The organism is Oceanobacillus sp. FSL W7-1281 (assembly GCF_037969835.1).
Lineage (GTDB): Bacteria > Bacillota > Bacilli > Bacillales > Amphibacillaceae > Oceanobacillus > Oceanobacillus oncorhynchi.
Genome location: NZ_CP150214.1, coordinates 4,456,702 through 4,479,881, shown reverse-complemented (window position 1 = coordinate 4,479,881; position 23,180 = coordinate 4,456,702). Strand labels below are relative to the sequence as shown.

21 protein-coding genes and 1 riboswitch are annotated in these 23,180 nt (G+C 40.6%); of the genes, 9 read left to right on the top strand and 12 right to left on the bottom strand.

The annotated features are described in order from the left end of the window. Nucleotides 1-1,500, bottom strand: coding sequence for a sucrose-6-phosphate hydrolase (locus MKX55_RS21675; RefSeq protein WP_339234878.1), 1,500 nt, complete (start codon nucleotides 1,498-1,500; stop codon nucleotides 1-3). A gap of 197 nt (nucleotides 1,501-1,697) precedes the next feature. Between MKX55_RS21675 and MKX55_RS21670 the strand changes: the two genes are divergently transcribed. Further along, nucleotides 1,698-3,641 (top strand): sucrose-specific PTS transporter subunit IIBC, encoded by a 1,944-nt coding sequence (locus tag MKX55_RS21670; RefSeq protein ID WP_339234875.1) that lies wholly within the window; start codon nucleotides 1,698-1,700, stop codon nucleotides 3,639-3,641. 86 nt (nucleotides 3,642-3,727) lie between these two features. On the opposite strand, the gene MKX55_RS21665 is transcribed toward MKX55_RS21670, so the two are convergent. The 4 genes from MKX55_RS21665 to MKX55_RS21650 form a co-directional block, all read right to left on the bottom strand. Beyond that, nucleotides 3,728-5,122 (bottom strand): HAMP domain-containing sensor histidine kinase, encoded by a 1,395-nt coding sequence (locus tag MKX55_RS21665; protein ID WP_339180725.1) that lies wholly within the window; start codon nucleotides 5,120-5,122, stop codon nucleotides 3,728-3,730. Next, entirely contained in the window at nucleotides 5,119-5,796 is a 678-nt protein-coding gene (locus MKX55_RS21660) for a response regulator transcription factor (protein WP_339180722.1), read from the bottom strand. The genes MKX55_RS21665 and MKX55_RS21660 overlap by 4 nt, the downstream gene beginning before the upstream one ends. Nucleotides 5,797-5,866: 70 nt before the next feature. Next, the gene (locus MKX55_RS21655; protein ID WP_339234872.1) at nucleotides 5,867-7,111 is read right to left on the bottom strand and encodes an ABC transporter permease; all 1,245 of its coding nucleotides are present in this window, start codon (nucleotides 7,109-7,111) and stop codon (nucleotides 5,867-5,869) included. Continuing rightward, nucleotides 7,108-7,815: an ABC transporter ATP-binding protein gene (locus tag MKX55_RS21650; protein ID WP_339234870.1), complete on the bottom strand. Its 708-nt coding sequence runs from the start codon at nucleotides 7,813-7,815 to the stop codon at nucleotides 7,108-7,110. The genes MKX55_RS21655 and MKX55_RS21650 overlap by 4 nt, the downstream gene beginning before the upstream one ends. A 218-nt stretch (nucleotides 7,816-8,033) precedes the next feature. Here MKX55_RS21650 and csaA point away from each other — a divergent pair, with 218 nt between their 5' ends. After that, on the top strand, nucleotides 8,034-8,366 hold the full coding sequence (gene csaA, locus MKX55_RS21645) for a chaperone CsaA (RefSeq protein ID WP_042529133.1): 333 nt from the start codon (nucleotides 8,034-8,036) through the stop codon (nucleotides 8,364-8,366). Between the two features lie 138 nt (nucleotides 8,367-8,504). Here csaA and MKX55_RS21640 read toward each other — a convergent pair whose 3' ends face one another. Together MKX55_RS21640 and MKX55_RS21635 are read right to left on the bottom strand one after the other, a co-directional pair. Then, on the bottom strand, nucleotides 8,505-9,740 hold the full coding sequence (locus tag MKX55_RS21640) for a serpin family protein (RefSeq protein WP_339234867.1): 1,236 nt from the start codon (nucleotides 9,738-9,740) through the stop codon (nucleotides 8,505-8,507). Nucleotides 9,741-9,800: 60 nt separating this feature from the next. Continuing rightward, nucleotides 9,801-10,382: a TetR/AcrR family transcriptional regulator gene (locus MKX55_RS21635; RefSeq protein ID WP_339234865.1), complete on the bottom strand. Its 582-nt coding sequence runs from the start codon at nucleotides 10,380-10,382 to the stop codon at nucleotides 9,801-9,803. A 167-nt stretch (nucleotides 10,383-10,549) separates the two neighbouring features. On the opposite strand from MKX55_RS21635, the gene MKX55_RS21630 reads away from it, so the two are divergent. Next, the gene (locus MKX55_RS21630) at nucleotides 10,550-11,755 is read left to right on the top strand and encodes an MFS transporter (protein WP_339234863.1); all 1,206 of its coding nucleotides are present in this window, start codon (nucleotides 10,550-10,552) and stop codon (nucleotides 11,753-11,755) included. 53 nt (nucleotides 11,756-11,808) lie between these two features. Here the strand turns inward: MKX55_RS21630 and MKX55_RS21625 are convergent, their stop codons facing one another. Further along, entirely contained in the window at nucleotides 11,809-12,471 is a 663-nt protein-coding gene (locus MKX55_RS21625) for a TerC family protein (RefSeq protein ID WP_339234861.1), read from the bottom strand. 377 nt (nucleotides 12,472-12,848) lie between these two features. Further along, nucleotides 12,849-13,145, bottom strand: coding sequence for a DUF2653 family protein (locus tag MKX55_RS21620; RefSeq protein WP_042529140.1), 297 nt, complete (start codon nucleotides 13,143-13,145; stop codon nucleotides 12,849-12,851). A 502-nt stretch (nucleotides 13,146-13,647) separates the two neighbouring features. On the opposite strand from MKX55_RS21620, the gene MKX55_RS21615 reads away from it, so the two are divergent. Continuing rightward, nucleotides 13,648-13,905, top strand: a complete 258-nt coding sequence (locus MKX55_RS21615) for an AbrB/MazE/SpoVT family DNA-binding domain-containing protein (protein ID WP_256705271.1) — start codon at nucleotides 13,648-13,650, stop codon at nucleotides 13,903-13,905. A 77-nt stretch (nucleotides 13,906-13,982) separates the two neighbouring features. On the opposite strand, the gene MKX55_RS21610 is transcribed toward MKX55_RS21615, so the two are convergent. Continuing rightward, on the bottom strand, nucleotides 13,983-15,017 hold the full coding sequence (locus MKX55_RS21610; protein ID WP_339234859.1) for a S66 peptidase family protein: 1,035 nt from the start codon (nucleotides 15,015-15,017) through the stop codon (nucleotides 13,983-13,985). Between the two features lie 120 nt (nucleotides 15,018-15,137). Continuing rightward, a complete protein-coding gene (locus MKX55_RS21605) occupies nucleotides 15,138-15,995 on the bottom strand; it encodes a hypothetical protein (protein ID WP_339234857.1) in 858 nt (285 codons plus the stop codon). Nucleotides 15,996-16,193: 198 nt separating this feature from the next. Further along, nucleotides 16,194-16,297: riboswitch (TPP riboswitch) on the top strand. 81 nt (nucleotides 16,298-16,378) lie between these two features. Here MKX55_RS21605 and MKX55_RS21600 point away from each other — a divergent pair. The 3 genes from MKX55_RS21600 to MKX55_RS21590 all read left to right on the top strand — a co-directional run bounded on the left by MKX55_RS21600 (nucleotide 16,379) and on the right by MKX55_RS21590 (nucleotide 19,178). Then, entirely contained in the window at nucleotides 16,379-17,647 is a 1,269-nt protein-coding gene (locus tag MKX55_RS21600; RefSeq protein WP_339234854.1) for an acetylornithine deacetylase, read from the top strand. A gap of 105 nt (nucleotides 17,648-17,752) precedes the next feature. Continuing rightward, nucleotides 17,753-18,421: a thiaminase II gene (gene tenA / locus MKX55_RS21595; protein WP_339180693.1), complete on the top strand. Its 669-nt coding sequence runs from the start codon at nucleotides 17,753-17,755 to the stop codon at nucleotides 18,419-18,421. A 169-nt stretch (nucleotides 18,422-18,590) separates the two neighbouring features. After that, a complete protein-coding gene (locus MKX55_RS21590) occupies nucleotides 18,591-19,178 on the top strand; it encodes a YpjP family protein (protein WP_042529152.1) in 588 nt (195 codons plus the stop codon). A 117-nt stretch (nucleotides 19,179-19,295) separates the two neighbouring features. Here MKX55_RS21590 and MKX55_RS21585 read toward each other — a convergent pair whose 3' ends face one another. Next, nucleotides 19,296-20,006 (bottom strand): NAD-dependent protein deacylase, encoded by a 711-nt coding sequence (locus MKX55_RS21585; RefSeq protein WP_339234851.1) that lies wholly within the window; start codon nucleotides 20,004-20,006, stop codon nucleotides 19,296-19,298. 155 nt (nucleotides 20,007-20,161) lie between these two features. Here MKX55_RS21585 and htpG point away from each other — a divergent pair, with 155 nt between their 5' ends. After that, the gene (gene htpG / locus MKX55_RS21580; protein ID WP_339180687.1) at nucleotides 20,162-22,039 is read left to right on the top strand and encodes a molecular chaperone HtpG; all 1,878 of its coding nucleotides are present in this window, start codon (nucleotides 20,162-20,164) and stop codon (nucleotides 22,037-22,039) included. 481 nt (nucleotides 22,040-22,520) lie between these two features. Further along, nucleotides 22,521-23,150, top strand: a complete 630-nt coding sequence (locus tag MKX55_RS21575) for a TetR/AcrR family transcriptional regulator (protein ID WP_193064498.1) — start codon at nucleotides 22,521-22,523, stop codon at nucleotides 23,148-23,150. The last annotated feature ends 30 nt before the right edge of the window (nucleotides 23,151-23,180 follow it).

The window sequence follows — 23,180 nt, the reverse complement described above, 5'->3', positions numbered from 1 at the left end:
TTATTCATTCATTTCGCGTAAGGTCCAGAAATCTCCCGTATAATCCCCTTCAAACCCTTGAAGGAAGATATGCGTCTGCTGCGGGTCTTTCACAAAAACACGGCTCGTGATGACGCGATAGCCATCATTAACAAAAACCTCGCAGACAGAACGATCTGCAAAAATATGCAATGTCAGCTTATCCTGTCTTTTAAGTGCAGCAGTTCTAGTGGAACCATAGGACTCTCCAAAAGGGATACCTGCCTTACTGCGGTCCATGCTTATTGTATCATGTTTTGCATCGAAAGAAATCTTCAGACCTTCTTTATTCTGCTTATCTGCAAATAAATATAAAGAGCCGGATGTGCCTGCATTTAGTTCGAGCTTTAATTCATAAACATTGCTCTCAGGTGAGCTTAATAACATATCGGATTCTTGTGCAGAACCTTGCAATTCCTGATGATTCTGCCGTAATTCCTGCATTTCTGCAACTGGTTTTTGGTACAGATGATTTTCCTTAATGGACAATTCTTTCACGATACTGAGGCAATGCGCCCAGCCTTCTTCAAAGGTAGGATAATCAATTTCCGGGAGTCCAACCCAGCCGACGCTCAATACACGGCCGTCCGGTGCATGGAATGCTTGTGTTGCATAGACATCAAAGCCTTCATCAAGGTTGACTAAATCCGACGTGTTTTCGATCGATACCGTCTCTTTATTAAACGAGGAGCCGATGACGTACATATTTGGATAGATATTTTGATAAAAGGAAATGTCTTTGTCTAAACCCTGTGGGCAGAACAGCAGCACAGGCTGACCGTCTACCAAAACGAAATTAGGGCATTCCACCATAAAGCCCATTTCTTCTGTTGTATAATCTAATTCACCAAGTAACTCCCAATCTGTCAGATTGCTGCTTTGGTAAGCTAATACCGCACCTTTTTCATTTTCTGTTTGGGTACCAATCATCATCAGGTAATGATCCTGATAACGAAATACCTGCGGGTCCCGAAATTCATGTGTATAGCCTGCCGGAGGGCTATCAATCAATGGTTTCGTTATTTTTTCTACTTCCATTTCCGCATTCATCCAAGCTCCCAGCTGATAAGAATGACGCTCCCACTCCTCGTTACGTACATTTCCTGTGTACATTAAAAAAAGCTTGTCTTCTACTGTCATCGCTGAGCCTGAATAAACCCCATGACTGTCATAAGGAGAATCGGGTAATAAAGCGTAATCATGCTGCTCCCAATCAACTAAATTGTCCGATACCATATGATACCAGGACTTCACGCCGTGCACAGGTCCAAATGGATAAGCCTGATAAAATAAATGCCATTTCCCATTGTAGAATGAGAAACCGTTCGGATCATTTAAGAGGCCGGTTTTCGGTTGAATATGAAATGCCAGCTTCCATCCGGACTGTTCTAACTCTGCCGCAAGCATATCCTGATAGCTTTTAGACCATTGGTGATAAGGTTTATAACGCAAAGGTGTCGTCCATTCTGTTATTAATTCCATACTTTTTCAACTCCTTATATCTATTAAACTTCTTATATAGAACATATGCAATAATCATCAATATGTCAAACGTATAACATAATATTATCTAAATTAAAAGCATTTATATGAATGATTAGTGAAATATATGATAAGCGATTGACATATTGGTTTTTTGTTTGTATGATAAAAAAAACGGTTACAGGGAGGAAGAAATCATGAATCATAAGCAGGTTGCAGAAGATATCCTGAAAATGCTTGGCGAAGATAATATACAAGCTGCCGCTCATTGTGCAACTCGTTTACGTTTAGTCTTAAAAGATGATGAAAATATTGACCAGCAAGGATTAGATAATCATCCAGATATTAAAGGAACGTTTAAACAAAATGGTCAGTTCCAGATTATTATCGGTCCTGGTGATGTAAATAAAGTGTATAAAGAATTAACAGATGCAACAGGCATTCAAGAAGTATCCAAAGACGATTTGAAAGCAATATCGGAGGAAGAGAAAAAAACGAATCCAATCATGTCATTTATTAAATTACTGTCTGACATCTTCGTGCCGATTATTCCGGCCTTAGTAGCGGGCGGTTTATTGATGGCTTTAAATAATGTGCTGACATCTCCGGATTTATTCGGCCCGCAGTCGGTTGTAGAAATGTTTCCTGCCATTGAAGATGTAGCCAGTATTATTAATCTGCTTTCTTCTGCACCATTTGCCTTTTTACCAATTCTGATTGGTTACTCCGCCACGAAGCGATTTGGCGGTAATCCGTACTTAGGTGCTGCAATGGCGATGGCCATGGTTATGCCGGATTTAGTCAATGGCTATGCGGTAGCAAATGCGATTGAGGACGGAACAATGAGCTACTGGAACATTTTTGGTCTGGACGTAGCACAAGCTGGGTATCAAGGGTCTGTATTGCCAGTCTTGGCAGTGTCATGGATTTTGGCTAACATTGAGAAGTTCTTCCATAAACGGCTGGCGAATGCATTTGATTTTACCTTTACACCAATGTTTGCGGTAATTATTACTGGATTTTTAACGTTTATTTTTGTAGGACCAATGATGCGTTCCTTGTCTGACGGATTAACGGACGGTCTTGTGTGGTTATACCAGACCACAGGAGGATTTGGCTTAGGGATCTTCGGAACGTTCTATTCTGCAATTGTTATCACGGGGCTGCACCAAAGCTTCCCGACGATTGAAACGATGCTGCTTGCGGATGTAGCAAACACTGGCGGTTCCTTTATTTTCCCGGTTGCTTCCATGGCAAACGTAGCCCAGGGAGCGGCTTGTCTGGCAATCTTCTTTGTTACGAAGAATAAAAAGCAAAAAGGCCTGGCGTCTTCAGCAAGTGTATCTGCGATGCTGGGTATTACAGAACCGGCGATTTTCGGGGTGAACTTAAAACTGAAGTTTCCATTTATCTGTGGAATGATTGGGGCAGGCATTGCTTCTGCATTTATCGGCTTTTTCCATGTGCTTGCCGTAGCAATGGGGCCGGCGAGTGTGATTGGTTTCATTTCCATTGCACCTAATTCGATTCCAATGTTTCTGATTGGTATTGTCATCAGCATGGTAGTTGCTTTTACGTTAACCTTTATCTATGGAAAGCGAAAATTAGCTGCCCCAGAAAATGATAAAAGCCCGGAAGAACCGGCAAATGAAACGAATACGGAAGCCACTTCTGTTCAAGCAGATGAAGTAACAATCAGCTCCCCGCTTACTGGAAAGCTTATTCCGTTACAGGAAGTGAATGATCAGGTGTTTTCATCAGAGATGATGGGGAAAGGGATAGCTATTTATCCGGAAAAACAGCAAATTGTAGCTCCGGAAGACGGGACGATTACCGTCACTTATGATTCTGGGCACGCTTTTGGAATTCGTACGGATCGAGGGGCGGAAATCCTGATCCATATAGGTATTGATACTGTAAATCTGAATGGAGAAGGCTTTGATTGCAAAGTAAGCCAGGAGCAGCAAGTGAAAAAAGGCGATATTTTAGGAACATTCAACATTGATGGAATAAAAAGTGCCGGTTATGATCCAACGGTAATGATCATTATCACCAATACGGGTGATTATGCGGAAGTATCTCCTGTAGAGGAGAAGGAAATTGCAGAAGGTGACGATATACTGCAATTGAATTCACGCTAGCCGCTGCAACCTGCTTTTATGCATGAATAGTTTGCTGGAAAAAGCATCTGCCTCTTTCAAGGGGCAGATGCTTTATTCATGCAACTTTATTTTCCATATCGAGGTAATTTGACCGTGAAAATCGTTCCGGTATCATTCTCATTAGCCCGGACAGTAACAGCTCCTTCATGCAATTCTACAATCGTAGCGACAATGGATAAGCCTAGCCCCGTTCCTTTAACACTTCTGGTACGGGAAGCATCTGCCCGATAAAAACGGTCAAAAATACGTTCAGCTTCCTTATCGGATATGCCGATTCCTGTATCCGTAAAGGAAATGGAACAGTGCTCTTCCGTATAAGTGAGCTGGATATCAATACTGCCGCCCTGCTGATTATATTTTAGGGCATTGGACAGCAGATTATCCCAAACCGTATTTAATAAAGAGGGGTCAGCGTAAATCTCTAAGTCGGGAAGGGAATAGCTCAGCATGATTTCCTTCTCCTGCACCAGCCATTGATAACTCTGTAACAGGTTTTTCAACTGGTTACTGACATCAAAGTGTTTCTTTTTCACGATATGCTGGTCCCGGTCCAGCGAAGAAAGAAGCAGAAGCTGTTCTGTCAGGTTAGAGAGTCTGCTGATCTCTTCATTAATAATGAAAATATATTGCTGTTTATCCTCTTCCAGTGTTTCCTTATCGCCTATTAAATTGGTATATCCTTTAATATTTGATAGAGGAGATTGGATATCATGGGAGATATTTGAGATAAATTCTTTGCGCATCTGGTCATTTTCCACAATCTGCTGTGCCATCTGTGTAAAACTTGTGGATAACTCTCCCAATTCATCTTTTCGCTTTGTGTTTAATGTTTTCGCTTGAAAATCTCCTTTTGCCAGTTGTTTGGTAGCACGGCTGAGCCGGGAAATAGGCTTGACCAGGTAATTGGTGCTGAAAAGTACAAATAAGATACTTAGAATAATCGTCAGGCCAAATAATACGCCAAGCAATAAATGGAGTTCATTGAATAGCAGCTTGATATCCGGACGGATAAATAGAGCGTAAGATTCACCTTCGTAGGTTACAGGAACACCAATCGAATTTTTTGATTCATTCGCAAAGAAGCCTGTGACAAAGGTCTGTTTGGGGAAATGGACCATCCCATGAAATATTTCTCCATTCAGTACGCTCTGTATATCGCTGTCTGTTAAGTTATTTTCCCGGAATGCTGCTCCGAAAAATTGTTCTTGTCCATGGTTATCCACAAGGTACAGTTGATAACCTACATCTGCCATATTGGATAAATAATCATGGATGGCGATTTCCGGATTATTTTCAATAAAAGCAGCCATCTCCAAAGCAATTTTGGTGTTCTTTTCATCGTTTTGAGGCTTCAGGGAATGTTGATAATAGGTGTTTGATACGATAAAGGCAATCACACCGCTGAGGAGCATAATACCTATGGTGACAACAGCGAATTTAACATAGAGAGAGCGCATCATTCTGCCGGCTCCAGACAATATCCGACGCCGCGGACCGTTTTAATACTAAAGGCAGCAGTCAAAGAAGAAAAACGCTGCCGCAGCCGTTTAATATGCACATCCACTGTGCGCTCCTCGCCTTCATAATCCATTCCCCAAATTTTTTCGATCAGCTGTGCCCGGGTAAAGACATGCTGTGGATAAGTTGCTAATAGTGCGAGCAATTCAAACTCCTTAAGGGGAAGAAGGAGTGTTTTACCCCCAACCTTTACTTCATAGCTATTCAAATTAATTTCTGCCTCTCCCAATCGTATCGTGTGTGAATCACTCTCCTGCTGATAGCGGCGCAGCAATGCATGGATACGAAAGCTGAGTTCACGAGGTTCAAAAGGTTTTACTAAATAATCGTCTGTTCCCGCCAGAAAGCCTTCTTCCTTATCCTCAATTTGTCCTTTGGCTGTGAGTAAAATGATTGGAAGATCAAATTGTTTGCGAATTTCCTTTGTCAGCTGAAAGCCGTCCATAAAGGGCATCATGACATCGATAACAGCTAAATCATAATCTGTCTTTTTTAACATAGCTAAGGCCTCTGTACCGTCTTTCGCCTCGGAAACAAGGAAGCCTTCCTTCTCCAGCTGAATACGGACAAGCTGGAGGATATGAGCATCATCATCAACAATTAATATGCGTTGCATGTGGGTAATCTCCATTCACAATAAATAGTACTTGACCTAAGCTTACAGCAGCTGACAGGGAGCTGCCAAATTATTCGGCTGTTATCTTATGAACCGGAACATAACGAATATGCCAATAAATCAGCCCTATTCCCAGGAATACACTGATAACAGGAAAAACCAGCATTCCCAAAAAACCAAATTTTAAGTAGCCGAAAAGGAGTCCGATAACGAATAGAATAGGTGAACTCAGCCGTCGCACGCTGGTCTCCAAGGACCCTCGCAGCATGGATTCCTTCCATGGGAAAAGCTCAATAAAAGAATTAAATCGAAAGCCGAGCCAGCCTGTTTTGGTAATATCCACAATGATATAGATCGAAGCCAGCCAAAATAGATAGCCAGTCCAATGCGGTGCAGATACGATCAGCACAGTAATTAGAAGACCAGTAAGCTGAACAAGCGGCATCAGTACCGGTAAATTGCGGAAGAAGGATTTAAAATAGGCATCGGTGAATATCATGTCATTGCTTTGCTTTTGAAACATAACCTGTGATTCCTTCCAGAGCCTGATTGGTTTTGCAGAAGGCGGTTTGTACCCTTGCTGCCGGACATTGGTAAATAAAAGACCCACCCATTTTCCTCTTGCCTGTTCATCCATTTCAGCAATTTTTAAAAAATGAGTTCCATGATAAGCAAGCTTGTCAGATACAAAAGTAATAGCGATAACACTTAATGTTATCCACGTTATCCACAGGGGTAAATGTGATAAGATAGCCTGAGATAAACTTATCCACAATATAAGGATTAGAATAATGGATATGGAACGAATAATAAAAGAGGAGATATGAATCTGTGCATATTTTCTCCATAAGGTTATCAAACATACGCCTGAGAGATAGTAAAGCCATAGATATCCCAGAGAAAGCAGAGATAAAGAGAATAGTTTGCTTAGAAAGGGTGCAGCAATGATAAAAAATAGCGTTGCGGTAAGTAGCATCATACTAGTTGAATAGACGATTCCATATTGGGAGATGCGCCGCAGCAAGGGAATATTTCTGCTTAGGAAAAGCTGGTCCGCCAGATAGGTGAATAATTTGATATGATGGAAGAAAAAGCTTATTACCAATATCATCATCCAGCCATACCAGCCAATGAAATTTAATAGAAAGGGGATACCCTGCAGCCATTCCATGTAGAAAAAAGCACCAATAGCAATCCCGGGAATCAAGATATAGATAAATAAGGTCCAATCCAGTATCAGCTTGCTGGCTTCCCATAGATTTTTATAATCGGACTGGAGCCGTTTGAGGAACAGCGTGCGTGCAGTTCCATTCATGATACGCCCTCCTCTAATAATTCATAAAAACAATCTAAAAGAGAAGTGCCGGCGGACTGATTTGTTTCTTCCTGTAATGCTTGTAAATCTCCTTGGAAAATTGTATTTCCTTCGTTTAAAAGAATGAACCGGTCACAGAGCTTCTCTGCGGAATCGAGGACATGTGTAGACATCAACAAAGCGGCTCCGCGTTCTTTTTCCTGATACAGCAGGTTAATCAAATGCTTTGTTGCGATTGGATCTAATCCAATAAAAGGTTCATCAATGATATAAATGTCCGCTACTGTCATAAAACTGAGACAAATCAATGTTTTTTGCCGCATTCCTTTGGAAAAATGAATAGGCAGTTCATGTTCTTTACCAGTAAGCGAAAATTTCTTGAGAAGATCCTTTGCGCGGGGCTCCCAAATAGTTTGGGGCATTTCATAAGACGTCGCAGCAAGCCGTAAATGCTCCCAGAGCGTAAGGCGATCATAGAGAATCGGCTCTTCGGGGATGTATGCCAGCTGTTTGTCTTCTTCTAATTCAATATTTCCATGTACATGCTCCATGGTGCCGATGATTGATTTGATTGTTGTACTTTTCCCGGCGCCATTTGCCCCGATTAAACCGACAATTTCACCGGGACAGATGGTGAAATGAATGTCTTGCAGATAAAGTTTTTTTTGCTGGTATCCTGCTGAATCGATATGTACCTGCAGCACGGAATCTCCTCCCTGAGTTATAGAGTGTGTTTCTATTTAAGTAAATGAATTATTCTATAATAGAAATACGGTAAACCAGGAAAAAGGTTTCGTTATAATAAGAAACAGCGGCTTTCCATAGCTATATTCATTTTATCTGTTTGCTTTCATGTATGCCTTTCCATTAAGATAGATATAATAGAAATAATTTGAAAATTTGTTCGCAGGAGGAAGATAGAATGGCAACGTTTGAAGAGTTTATGAAGATCGATTTACGTGTAGGCACGGTATTGCATGCAGAACCGCTTGAAAAGGCGCGTGTTCCGGCGATTAAATTACGGATTGATTTTGGCGAGGAGCTTGGTGAAAAGCAATCATCGGCACAAATTACAAAGCGCTATACACCAGAGGATTTGATAGGGCGTCAGGTTGTTGCGGTCGTTAATTTTCCGCCACGTCGAATTGCCGGCTTTAAATCAGAGGTGCTTGTCGTTGGCGGAGTAGAAGAAGAGGGAGATGTCGTTTTGCTTCGTCCGGATGAGCAAGTAACAAACGGGACAAAAATTTCGTGAAGCGCTAAGTTTAAAATCAAAAAAGAACTGTCCAGCTATCTTGAACGGACCTTTGCAACGGTTTGTTCAAAGATGCGTGGAAAGTTCTTTTTTTCGCAGTAAACTGGCTGTGCGGATTCCACTGAATAAAGATTTATTTTATTCTTGCACCGGCTGTTCGATACTTCCCATAAATAAAATACTATCCTCTTCTGTATTGGTGATCGTGAATAGAAATGGACGGTTGATATCCATGGTAAACGTATCTTCCAATACAGCAGAAGTTTCTTCTACCTCCACTGAAGTAGCGCCGGCAGCTTCTGTTCCTTCTTCATCGACGTCGATAAATGTTTTATGAAAAATTCTGCTGATATAAGCTTCTGAAGCATCCGTTCCCTCAAACATGTTGGATAAATTAGCCTGATCCGGGTCGAAAGCCTGCTCCATGCCAAGATGGATGAAAAAGTCATTGAGCTCTGATTCGTATTCCAGCGTGAAGGATGGAAGTAATACCGTTCCTGTTTGCTGCTCCAACGCATCCATGCTTTCTTGCCATTTTTCCAAAGAAAAGTCTTTTCGGAAATTAGAAAAGCTCGTGTCCTCACTTGGCAGGAAAATCTGCATTTGTATGGTTTCATCCTCCTCATAAGGCAAGGAAACAACCTGGACATTCTCATCTTCCCAATAACGTAAGTCTTTCTTGTACAAAGTCATCATCGGTGTATCTATAGTGGAACCATCTTCTAAAGAAAATTCCTGTTCCTCTGTTAAGGTTTCATCGAAGGGATGCGTCCAATCTCCCTGAAAGTAAACGGCATTAAGCAAGAATAAAATTAAATCAGGAGAAATATCATCTGCCATATGATCAATCCGGTCATTGGTCTGTTCAGCAACCCAGTCATTGATGGCATCGGCTGTTGTTAAGGGCTCTGCCTTTGCCTGATAATATGTTTCCAGCGTCTCTTGATAAGCCGTATCTATTTCCATGTCTTCCCTGAACCATACAGCATTGGCGAGATGCAGTTCTACCTCCTGATTATCTGCTGCTTGCTTCATTAACAAATCGTGGTTGGCAGAAAGCAAGGCATCCGCATCGATGTTTTCCAGGCCAAGCACTTCTTCCATTTCTGCTTTTGTTTCCCCATCTGCGCCGTGATAGGTCATGTTCAGTGCTGTCCAAATACTGATAGGTGAAATAAATACATTACCATCCTCGTTCTTGTCTAATCCGGAGAGTGCTTCAAACCCAAGCTGGTTCAATCCTGACTGAACGGTTTCTTTGGAAGCATCGTCTGGCGAATCTATATCGGCAGGCGATGGATTTTCTTCAGAATCAGAGGAACTGCAAGCGGTTAAAAAAAGGACGATACAAAGACAAAGTAATTTTTTCATCATTTCATCAGCATCCCCTTATGTGGTTTTGTTAAACATATCATACATGAAAGGGAGGAACAACTATGCCCGAACTCCCCTCCAAAACACCTTCCACATGGACTCCCCATGACTTTCAATAACATCCATCTCATAATAGTTTGTTTCATACGATAGACCGTCCAATAAACCATAAAAAGCGCGAGCAGCTTCTTCTGGAGAAACTTCTTCTGTAACAGCACCATCTGCCTGTGCTTTTTTTATCTCTTCTTTAAAGGACGCCCGTGCCTGCTCCTCGCTGTCACGCAATATTTCTAAAACTTTGTCTTTTAAACCTTTAGGAGGATAAGAGGAAAAACGATTATAAAATTCAATACTGCTGTCGTGATTTGCCATGTCCTTCACATGTGCCTGGAAAGAAAGATACAATTTTTCCTGCGCTGTTTTCCCCTCATTTTTAAAGGCGGACTTCACAAAATCCACGTAATCCGCAGCAATTTTTGTGGTTACATCGAAAAATAATTCTTCTTTACTGTTGTAATGTGCGTAGAGAGAAGATTTCTGCAGGCCAACGCGATCGGCGATTTTTGTCATGGAGGTCCCATTATAGCCAAGCGTTGCAAAAAGCTCCATTCCTTCGAGTAAAATTTTTTCTTTTGTATGCATGATGATTCTCCTTTGACAAAGTAATGATGGTAAGGTAAAATTTCTCTAGAAACGAACGGTCGGTAGGTTATGTTATTTCTTATTATAAAGCATATATCCCTGCCTGTCATGTGAAAATAAACAAAACGCTTTGTTTCATCAATAAAAAAAGCCGGAGGAAAGATAGTATGGAAGCACAGCCTTTATTTAAAAATCGTACGTTTGTTTTGTTGTTTGTTGCTGGGATCTTTGGTGTTGTCAGCTTCAGTATGTTTTTGACAACAACGACATGGTTTGTTATCAGTGATAGCGGATCAGCCAGCTCGTTAGGACTTGTATTAATTGCTGCAACCGTCCCGAGAATTTCGATGATGATTTTCGGAGGAGTGGTAGCGGACCGTTACAAGAAGACGACGATTATGTTTTTAGCGAATTTTGTGCAGGCTCTTCTTTTGCTTGTGTTATATATACTGATGAAAAATGATGCATTATCACTTACTTTGCTTCTATTGATTGCTGCGGGATTTGGGATGCTGGATGCCTTTTTCGGGCCGGCAAGTTCATCGATGATTCCTAAGATTGTTGAGAAAAGCCAGCTGCAGCGTGCCAATGCTTTATTCCAGGGTGTCGATCAGATTTCATTTGTAGCGGGTCCGATTGTTGCCGGTGTATTAATGGAATCTATCGGTGTCGGCGGCAGTTATTTTGTAGCGATGATTTTGGCTTTGCTTTCTGCGGTCATTATTTATCCGCGCTTCATTAATGAAGGGCCGGTTGCGTTGCAGGAAAAGCAGAAGCCAATCAAAGAAATCAAAGAGGGTCTGGCGTATATTCGCAATTCAAGCTTTCTTATAACGGGGATAGTTGTACTTATTACCCTTAACTTCTTTGTGTTTGGAACATTGCATATTGCGATTCCCTTCCTGGTGGAAAGCTATGGCGGAACACCGCTTAACCTAAGTTATATGGAAGCCAGTCTGGGGATTGGTCTGGTGGCTGGCACAGGGATACTCAGCTCTGTCTTAGTCAAGAAGAAAGGGAGGACCTCCTTATTTGGATTATTGGGAGCATTAATCGCATATGTCATTTTTGCACTTGTTCCTAATTTAACGATGCTGACAATAGTTGTGTTCTTTATCGGGTTTTCCATGTCTTTTGTATTCATCCCATTCTTTACTGCTGCTCAGGAACAGGCGGAAGATTATATTATGGGAAGGGTCATGAGTATTATCTTCCTGGCCATGAATGGATTCGATCCGATTTCTTACGCCCTTGTTTCCGGGTTATCCGCTGCCAATATCCCAATTCAAGTTATTCTGCTTGGTTTTGGAATGCTTGGCTTGATTATTACAGCAGTGTTATTTACAAAAGCAAAAACCTACAAAAGCATTTAAATCTGCAGAGTTAAAAACCTCTTATGTGACGTTAAGGCCCATAAGAGGTTTTTTTACACAGTCATTTCTAATTGATTTCTGCGCCATCTCCCAATAAAAAGAACGGCAAGGGTAAGAATGTTAAGGAAGATAAGCTGTCCATATTTCAGCGAAGCAAAAAGCTGCTGTACAAATGCTTCTTCTAACAGCATTTTTCCGGCTGTCCAGGCAAGCAGGCCGGCACCGATATAAATGATAATCGGAAATTTCTCAATGAGCTTCAAAATCAATTCACTGGCTGTTAAGATAATCGGGATGCTTAAAATAATCCCGGCAATGATCAGAAGCAAATCACTATCAGCAATGGCGGCAATGGCTAGTACATTATCCAAGCTCATAATCACATCAGCAAAAATAATAATCGTAATGGCCTCCCGCAAGGAATTACCGCTTTTCATCTGGCTGTGATCCTGCTTATCCACCAGTAATTTATATGCTACATACAATAGGAGACATCCGCCGATTAATTGGATAAAAGGAAGCTGCAGCAGGTAAATCATAATAAATACAAAGAGAATCCGAAGTGCGATTGCGCCGAACGTTCCCCAGCGAATAGCGCGTGCCTGAAGATGTTCCGGAAGATTCCGGCTCGCCATCGCAATGACAATCGCGTTATCTCCACTCAGTAAGATATTAATCAGGAGAATCTGTCCGATGGTCTGTATAAACTCCAACATATCTCTCCTTTCCTCATCAAGTCATTGGTTAAATATATGAGCTTGTACGAGAAATCAGAACAGCTGGAAGGAAAAAAGGGAGCAAAAACAAATAGAACAATAATTCTCTTATACAAGGGGTTCATCACCAAACTCAAAAATCCTTATTTTCTTTATGAAGGAAGAAAATAAGGATTTTTTGGCTATTATGTACATACATGCTTGGAAATGTTCTTTAAGCTTTTTAAACCATCTTAGAAGAAGAGTTCATCCAGTTAAAAAATAAAATAATGAAAATAAATACGCTATTCATAGATGCGGAGGCTGCTGCTCCTGCATCCTCGAAAATATGTAAAGAAACTTAAAAATGAAAAATAGGAAGAAAGATTTGTGAAATATTAACTATTGTATCGAAGACGTGCATAAATGCCGTTTCGTCTGTCTAAATCCAACTTTAAGCCTGCATACGGATCGGCGTGGAGATTTTCTTTGATCCATTTTCTTAATGCAGCAATAATTTGCTTGGTCATCCATTCCTGTTTTCCAGATGATGTCACGACTTCTGCTGAAAATCCAGTGTAATCATCATAAAATAACTCTACTTGGACGTCATCTGCACTCATATTCTGTTCTTCAGCAATGTACATACATATAGCAAGCACAATATCCTCTTCAGGAATAATAAGTTTTTGCATACCTCAAATTCCTCCTGCATATGGTTGGGAGCTTATTTTCAGCTTCCGGTAATGATGCCTACTCTATTCTACTACAAACTCCCTATTTGCATGAAGTAAGAAGTAGTTATAGGGGCATAAACTTTCCCTGGCTTCTTTTTGACCGTTTCTTTTCCGTCCGGGTAAGTTGTAAATCTTTTCGGAAAAAGAAAAATGCGGATGAAAGAGCTTACTTTTTGCTTTGTGTAACGAACGTTTCTAAAAAGGATTATATGGATAGTATATCACTGTCTCAATTGATTTAATAATAAGAGCGACTTCAAATCTGCTATAGCGTATATAAAACGCAGTATATTTTAACCAATAATACTTTCTTACCGTATTTATGGATAGTGATATCGATTACTGCTGCCGCTTTTTCACACTGTTAATAAGTTCCTTTGTTGTTTATACATTTCCAAAAAAGGGTAGAGGAAATGATATAGATAGTTATCTTAAGAAATATAAAAAAGGAGCGTGCAGAATGAAAAGCACTGGTATCGTTAGAAAAGTGGACGAACTGGGCCGGATTGTTATACCTAAGGAATTGCGAAGAAGTTTGAACATACAAGAGCGGGATCCGATGGAAATATTCGTAGAGGAAGACCGAATTATCATACGGAAATACGAAGCTGAAAAGACTTGTTTTATTACAGGAGAAGTCAATGATGATAATATACAGCTGCCAGGCGGATTATATGTAAGTCAAAAAGGAAAAGAAATTCTTAAAGAATATCTTTGATGTGAAACAGAAAGATTGAAACGGAAGGGAGACGCAATATGTCTCCTTTTATTTTTGGCAAAGAAAAGCAGCCGGATTTAATCTGTCACAGCTGCTTCCAAAATTGAAAAGGATACCTGATTACAATCAATTCGTGCTAATCTTCCATATGGAATGGGCGTTTTTGGTTCGGTATGTCCAAAAGAAACACCATATAACACTGGGAGGTCATTCAGCCTGTTTTCTGCTAAAACAGATAGAATAACCTCCTTGTACGCCTCGTAATGTACTTCCCCATAAGGCTTGGCAACAATCATTCCATTCGCTTGGTGTAGAATCCCCTGAGCGGCATAATTTCGAAGCCATCTTTTAATTAATTCCGGTTCCGTTTTTTCCTCTGATGTTTCAAAAAAGAGAATGCTGTTTTGCCATGCTTCCTGCTGCGGCCAAATGGCTGTTCCTTTAGCAAATTCAAGCACTTCGATACAGCCGCCGATGAGGTTCCCTTTTGCGATACCGTTTCCTTGCAGCAGTTCGTAACCCTGATTAGGGTGCATTGTTCTGGCAATAGACTTATTGGAAATATCCCACTCTAAAAATTCACTTGTCCACTTTTCCGGTGCAGGGATGCCGCCGACCGCTTCTGCTTCAAAAAGCATGCTTTGAATGGCTTGCACCGTATAATCATCCATCGCCACATTTTCTGCAAAATCTGTCATGATTGCTGGTCCGTAGAAGGAGGATAAACCAGCATGGAAGCAGAATAAATGAGCAATCGTCGTATCAGAAAATCCCATGAAAATCTTTGGATTTTGACGGATAATCTCAAAATCGATATAGGGAAGCAGACGAATACTGTCATCACCGCCAATATTAGAGATAATCGCTTTGATTTCAGGGTCTTTGAATGCAGTCATTAAATCTTCGGCCCGTGCCTCGGGATGTTCATCTATATAAGTTTGTCCTTTTAAGCTGTTAGGCATTGGAACGACTTCAAGCCCAAACACGCTCTCTAAGCGTTCCACACCCTGCTGGTAGCGCCAGCTTAAGGAGGGCTCGCCTGCTCCGCCCCAGGAGAGGCTGACAGTCGCTGCCTTATCCCCTGGAGATAATTTTGCCGGCTGCATAAGCATAAGAAATACTCCTCTCTGAAAATGGTATATCTTATGTATTCGTTATTTATTGGAGAAATCCTTTTTTTTATAAAAAGAGCCTGTTTTTTTCTTTCTTCGCATTAAAACAGCTACATATATTTATAAAGCCGTAACGATGAGAATGCAGCTATAAATAATAAAGCTGGGGCCGATAAAATCTCGGAATTTAGTCCTCGATATGTGCGCTTTATAAGGATGGCCTTCAAGATATTGAACATCAATGTTATGGTTAGTCTGCGAAAATATACGAGAAGATACTTCTTTGGAAACCATAACCTCCTTGTTTATGTCTTCTGCGTAGAAAGATAAATGCAAATAGTATGAACTTGTGCTATAGCGGCCAGCATTATAGTCATATTCCCTATCCGAAATATAGGCTTCAGTTTCTATTTGGTCTCCGCTATGGGACTGCACAATACTAACGATAGATTTTCCCATAAAGACATATGCCATTAAAAATACCAAGCAAACGATTCCCAATAGAGAAAAGAGAAACAGTGAAGCTGCTTTATCCTCTAATTTTTTTAGCAGTGGTATATGTTCGATATTATAAGCAATGAAACCGAAAGGATAGATACTAAAGACGACGATGACAATAAGATGCTCTATTATCTTTGATTTCTTATCGTCTTCTGTCATATCAGAATCATTCGTCATAATCGTGTCTCCGGCATCAAGCTGTTCAAATTCTGATTTGCTAATTAAGGAAATTTCTTGATTAGATGAATTTCGGGTCAGCTGCGATAGAGCTCCCTCTTCTAAAACAGCATAGTATTTCAATTTACCGAATAAATCACTGGATACCGTTTTACCAACAACAGTAACTTCCTTTTCGTGTCCGCCATTATCTTGTAACAGCTGATACAGATTCTTTGATTCATCGACTATGCCTGTAACTAAGACGCAGAAAATAAAAATCTCAATTGCATACGCACCTATTTTTTTAAATCGTTCCATGTGTCCCATCCTTATCTTGCGGGGTTCCAAAATGCATTGTAGCATTTTAAGATTAAAAAGTATTTGCGACAGGATTATTTTTCCTGTGTGAAAATTATAAAGGAAAATGACAATGGACTGTAGAATCATCCTTCCTTAAATTCTGCTTTACGCTTACAAAACTGTATGGTAATCTAAAAGGGATAAATACATACGCAATGGATCCACTAGGGGTGCTTATTAAGCTGAGAGAGGTATATTGCCTTGACCCTTACCAACCTGATCTAGTTCGTACTAGCGGAGGGAAGTGGGCGGATATGCCTTTAGGTAAATGAACCAAATTATTCTGCCGCTTTCTATATCAGGAGGCGGCTTTTTTGCGTGCTTTGAAAGGAGGTTTTTGAATGGATGGATTAATTCAGGAGATTCGAAATCGAGAAGACGAATTAATAGCGCTTGTCAGCGATTTGATTCGTTTTGAAACACCAGCCCCGCCTGCAAGAAATACAGAGGCTATCCAAGCTTATATTGCGAACTACTTGAAGGAAATGAATTTTGAAACAGAACAATGGGAGGTTTATCCCGGTGACCCGAATGTCGTCGGCTGTTTGCGTGGAACTGCTTCCGATACATACAACAGCTTGATTCTTAATGGGCATGTGGATGTCGCTTCTATAGAGGAAGGTGAAAACTGGAAGCATGCACCATTTCAGCCAGCAGTGGAAGGACGTACATTATTTGGGCGGGGTGCAGCAGATATGAAGGGCGGTCTGGCAGCGTGTTTATTTGCGATGCGTATATTGCATGACCACCAGATTCGCCTTGGCGGGGACGTTATTCTGCAGTCCGTCATTGGTGAAGAGGTTGGGGAAGCAGGAACGAAGCAATGCGGAGAACGCGGGTATACAGCAGATTATGCCATTGTTGCAGATACAAGTCATTGCGAAATACATGGGCAAGGAGGCGTTGTTACCGGCTGGATTACAGTGAAAAGTCCGTCCACGCACCATGATGGGACACGTCGCCAGCTCATTCATGCAGGCGGCGGGATGAATGGGGCCAGCGCCATTGAAAAGATGAATAAGCTCCTTACTGCGTTGCAGGAGCTGGAGCGACATTGGGCAGTGACCAAATCCTATCCAGGCTTTCCCCCAGGAACCAATACCATCAACCCGGCAGTGATTGAAGGAGGCAGACATGCTGCTTTTATTGCTGATGAATGCCGCCTGTGGATTACCGTTCATTATTATCCCGATGAGACTGCTGAGCAGGTTGCTGCAGAAATTGAGTCCCATTTACGAAAGACGGCTGAAGCGGATGTCTGGATGCGGGATAATCCACCCGCCTTTGAATGGGGAGGCGAATCGATGATTGTAGACCGCGGTGAAATTTTCCCGTCTTTCTCCGTATATAAAGAACATGCTGCTTTTGCGATGTTACAGGAGAGTCATAGCAAAGCTTTTGGCGAGGAAGCGAAAGTCCGAATGTCGGAAACAGTAACTGATGGCGGCTGGCTTGCAGCATACGGGATTCCTGTTGTCTGCTATGGACCTGGTGAATTGAAGCACGCCCATGCCGTGGATGAGCAGGTAAACATCGACGAGTTAGTAGATTATACAGTGTCCCTGCTGCGATTTATTTTGAAATGGTGTCAAACAGAAAAACAGGAATAAGGCAGTTACTAAAAAATGATGAATACTCCCGCCACTTAATTTCTACAGAAATTTGAGGTGGGAGACCTCTCGCCTAACCAAGATAGAAAAAGGAGTGTATAGAACATGAAATTTACAGAACGTATTCGAAAGTCAGCAGATTCAATTTGGGAGAAAAGCCACCAGCATCCATTTGTGCAGGGAATTGGTAACGGTACACTCGATATAGAGTCATTTAAATTCTACATGTGTCAGGATTACAAGTATTTGATAGAGTACTCAAAAGTAATCGCGATGGGAACGGTGCTTGCAAAAGATTTAGATACCATGTCTGGCTTTGCTAAATCGCTGGATGAAACCCTGAATTTTGAAATGGAGCTTCATCGCCAATATGCCGAGCGTCTCGGTATTTCCAGAGAGGAACTAGAATCTACGGTTCCAGGGCCTGTAACGCTTGCCTACAGCAGTAATATGCTTGCAGAGGCACAGAAAGGTTCTTTAGCAGCATTGATTGCAGCGATTCTGCCGTGTGCCTGGAGTTATTATGAAATTGGTCTGGAGCTGGCAAAAAAGTCGGGTGCACTGGAGCATGAACAGTATGGGGAATGGGTGAAAATGTACAGCTCGGATGAATTTGGTTCCATCGGCAAGTGGCTGATTGAAAAATTAGATGAGCTTGCGGAAGGCTGTACAGAAGCAGAACTGGATCATTTAGAAGCTATTTTTCTGAATACGAGCCGCTATGAATATATGTTTTGGGATATGGCATATAAGCGTGAAGGCTGGCCGGTATAAGGTAAAACGACCCTATATGATTTCTTAAGTTGTAAAATAATGTATAAACAGAATGTTCCGTATAACAAATTATTTTCTTCCAATATTCAAAAAAGTAAAATGGTTGGATAGACAAGAAGTGGATTCATGGTAAAATAAAGAAAACGGATACGGAAGATGGGTGAAGCAGATGAAGCTCTGGTGGAGAAAAATAGCAGTCGTATTTATAACAATTTTAACATTGGGTATCTATACGCCAACAAATCTTTTGGAAGTCGACGCCAATAAGCGGGATGACAGCAGTGTGTCTTCTTCATCAGATCTCGAAACAACATCTGTTATCGAGGAAACCACCCAATCATACAATGTAGAAGATCCAAGGGAAGCTTTTCTTGGCCACCTTCATGAAGAGGCGAAAAAATTGAGTATCGAAAAATTTGGAACGAGGATTGCGGGGAAGGTCGAGGATGAATTTTCTGCTATGATTTTACCACAGATGGAATTGGTGCTGTCTGATCTTGTCGAGCATTCTGACATATACAAGGATATAGCGATTACCGAAAAACCTTCAGACGGCTATGGAGAGCGGATTTTCAATGTTTCCAATAACAGCACCAGCAAAACATTGGCAAAGTTTCATGTCCGCCGGGAAAACCGGCCATTGGAAGGGTATTATTTTAATTTTCATTACCATTTAAGTGAGGATGGATTCCAAAAGCATTATCATATCGGGGATATTTATTGGAATAAGAATACACCGCCTAAATGGATGGCCTAAGACCGAAATTTTGGGGCTGCGGTTACTCGCCCCGCTTAAAACATTTGCCGCCATATTTATTTTAATCCATCAAGAAAGGCAAGGAAGCGTGCAGCGCCTCCTTGCCTTTTATCTGTTTTATAATAATTGATCCGTTTCTTCTAAATAAGCTCCAATCTTCCGGTCAAAAACAACTTCATCTGCAAACTCGTCTAATGGTGTTTTTTCCTGATTGACAATGACAAGTTTGGCGCCATTTTGTTTAGCGATTTCCGGGAATTGGTTGGCTGGTGTAACCGATAGAGAGGAACCTAGCACGATAAATAAATCGGCTTTCTTTGCATGCTCAAACGCAGCAGAAAAGGCATCCTCAGGGAGCATTTCCCCAAATAATACAATAGAAGGTCTGAGTATTCCGCCGCAAGAACAGTGATAGTCTTCGTTTAAATAAGCAGAACTGTCGTAGATTTTCCCGCAGCTTTGGCAATGCAGCTCTTGCAGGGTTCCATGAAGCTCATGAACGTGTCTGCTGCCTGCAGCCTGATGAAAACCGTCCACATTTTGGGTAATAATCGATTGGATCAGTCCATTCTTTTCCCAATCGACAAGAATGTGATGTCCTTTATGCGGACCAACTTCTTTGACGCCGAGAACGCGCTCCCGATAAAATTCGATAAAATCCTCTACGTGATGATTTAAAGCATCTACACTTGCGATTTTGCTTGGGTCTTTCTTTCTCCAAAGTCCCCGGTTTGTGGAACGAAAGTCAGGCAGCCCACTCTCTGTAGACATTCCTGCGCCAGTGAAAACGACGGTGTGTTTGGAATCTTTTAACCATTCATGAAGCATCGAGACCCCTCCTCTTCTATATATTTTCTATTATACATGTTGTTTAGGCTATATGCGACTAATATTGACAGTTAAAATAGAATATGGTATTCATGTAATAGAGGTTTAGCACTCTGTGAGAGAGAGTGCTAAAAACAGAAAAAGGAGAGAGCATTATGGCAAAGCATGAGTTTAAAGCAGAATCACAGAAACTATTAGATATGGTCATCCACTCCATTTATTCACAACGGGAGATTTTCTTGCGTGAATTAATCTCCAACGCAAGTGACGCCATTGACAAAATTTATTATAAAGCATTAACGGATGATGCTTTAACATTCGATCAAAGCAATTATTATATCAAACTGATTCCTAATAAAGAAAAGCGTACGTTGACTGTAGTAGATACGGGAATTGGAATGACAAAGGAAGAGCTGGAAGATAACCTCGGTGTGATTGCTAAAAGTGGGTCACATACGTTTAAATCGGAAAATGAAATTAAAGACGGCCATGATATTATTGGTCAATTCGGTGTCGGCTTTTATGCAGCGTTTATGGTTGCGGATAAAGTGACCGTATTAACAAAATCGATTGACAGTCAAGAAGGATATCAATGGGTTTCACAGGGGTCAGACGGCTATACGATTACGCCAATTGACCGCGAAGAAGTTGGAACAGAGATTATCCTTGAAATAAAAGATAACGAAGAAGAAGACAATTATGATACATTTTTAGAAGAATCTACTTTAAAACAAATCGTCAAGAAATACTCGGACTTTATCCGCTATCCAATTAAAATGGATGTTACGGAAAGCAAGTTAAAAGAAGGAACAGAAGATGAGTATGAAGATGTGATTGAAGAGCAGACGCTGAACACAATGGTTCCTATTTGGAAGAAAAATAAGAGCGAATTAACAGATGAAGATTACACTAATTTCTATCAGGAGAAACGGTACGGATTTGATCAGCCATTGCGCCATATTCATATCAATGTAGATGGAGCGGTCCGTTATAATGCAATTCTATTTATTCCGGAGCAAACGCCGTTTAATTATTACTCCAGAGAATACGAAAAAGGCTTGGAGCTTTATTCAAATGGTGTATTGATTATGGAAAAATGTGCAGATTTACTGCCTGATTACTTCAGCTTTGTAAAAGGAATGGTTGACTCAGAAGATTTATCCTTAAATATTTCCAGGGAAATGCTTCAGCATGACCGTCAGCTGAAAATCATTGCGAAAAATATTCATAAGAAAATAAAACAGCAGCTGTTAAGCCTGCTTCGCGATGAACGTGAAAAATATGAAACGTTCTTTAAAGCATTCGGTCAGCAAATCAAATTTGGCGTGTACAGTGACTTCGGCCAGCATAAAGAAGAGCTGCAAGACTTGCTTTTATTCTATTCTTCTACAGAGAAAAAGCTGGTAACGCTAGAGGAATATGTATCACGTATGCCGGAAGACCAAAAATATATCTATTATGCTTCTGGAGATTCCAATGATCGTATTGAAAAACTTCCGCAAACGGAAATTGTTGCAGATAAAGGCTATGAAATTCTTTATTTCACAGATGAAGTGGATGAATTTGCGATTAAAATGCTGATGCAATATCAGGAGAAGGAATTCCGTTCTGTTTCCAGCGGTGATCTAGGGATTGAAGCCGATGAGAAAGAGGAAGAGAAGGAAGAAACAGAAAGTCATAATGAGCTGTTTACAGCAATGAAAGAGGTTCTCGGTGACAAAGTGAAGGATGTACGAGCTTCCAAGCGTCTGAAATCCCATCCAGTCGTGCTTTCTGCAGATGGCGAGATTTCCTTGGAAATGGAGAAAATTATTAATGCGATGCCGGATAACCAGCAGATTCAGGCAGATAAAGTGCTGGAAATCAATGTGAATCACAGTATTTTTAAAGCACTCGAAGCAGCACAGGGGAAGGATCAGGATAAATTAGCGTTATATACCAACCTGCTTTACAATCAGGCGTTATTGATTGAAGGGCTGCCGATTGAAGATCCAGTGGCATTTACGAATGATATGAGTAAGATTATGGTTTGATGAAGAAAGCATCGTGTGGAAGGTATACCCTTCTATACGGTGTTCTTTTGTTTGACGGATAGTGAATTTTATTAATTTTGATACAGATAGTAATAAAACCTATCTAGCGTAGTGTTTTTCCGGAGCGGCTATTTTCAGCTATCTTTATAAACATTCTTATTTTTTAAGCTGATAACTTTTAGAAATTTTCCTATCTTGTTTAATTTTTAAGGTTATGAAATAGCATAGTGAGGGAATACAATGATTAGGTCGGCAGTTAAATGAAGCTGGGAAAGAAGCATTTTTAACTAAAGGTGTTTAGCAGAGGGAGGAAAAGTGTACACTAATGAAAAAGCAATCGTTTGCCTGCCATAGAATCGTCACATTTCATAAAAAAAGTGACACGATGTCATAAAAATAATTGACTTATGACATCGTGTCACTTAATATAGAATTATAGGACATGACATTGTGTCACAATAGGTTATGGAGGAGCAAGAATATGCCTACATCAACATTTTTTAATTTAAACGATTCCAAACGGGCAAAATTATTGCAAGCGGTTGAAAAAGAATTTGCAAGAGCACCGTTATCGCAGGCCTCCATTGCGAATATTGTAAAGCTTGCAGGTGTTTCAAGAGGAAGTTTTTATCAATATTTTGATGGCAAAGAAGATGCTTTTTATTATTTATTAAAGCTTCATACAGATAAACGCCGTGCTTATTTTTTAAGCCTGCTGCGCGAAACAGATGGAGATTTGATGGCTTCCATGGATAAGGTTTTTCGGGTAACACTGATAGAATTGTCCGAAGAGAAGCATTTGCAGTTTTTAAAGAATGCCGTATTGAATGTGACACATGAAGTGGAAGATTCATTTACGGAGTTATTCTTAGGAAAGCATAATGAAGTAGACGCAATGAATCAAGTAAAAGATTTAGTTGATTTTAAAAAGCTGAATATCGAAAGTAAACAAGAGTTTTTCCATGTTATGCAGATTTTAACGTCTGTTACATTTCGAAATATTGTGGATCAGCTATCCAGGAATCTTTCTCGTGAAGAAGCTCTAGATAATTTTCGTATTGAAATGGATTTGTTAAGCAAAGGGTTATCAAGTGCTGACAGGCAAGTATAGAACTTTTCTGATGGTTTGAAGAAAGAAACT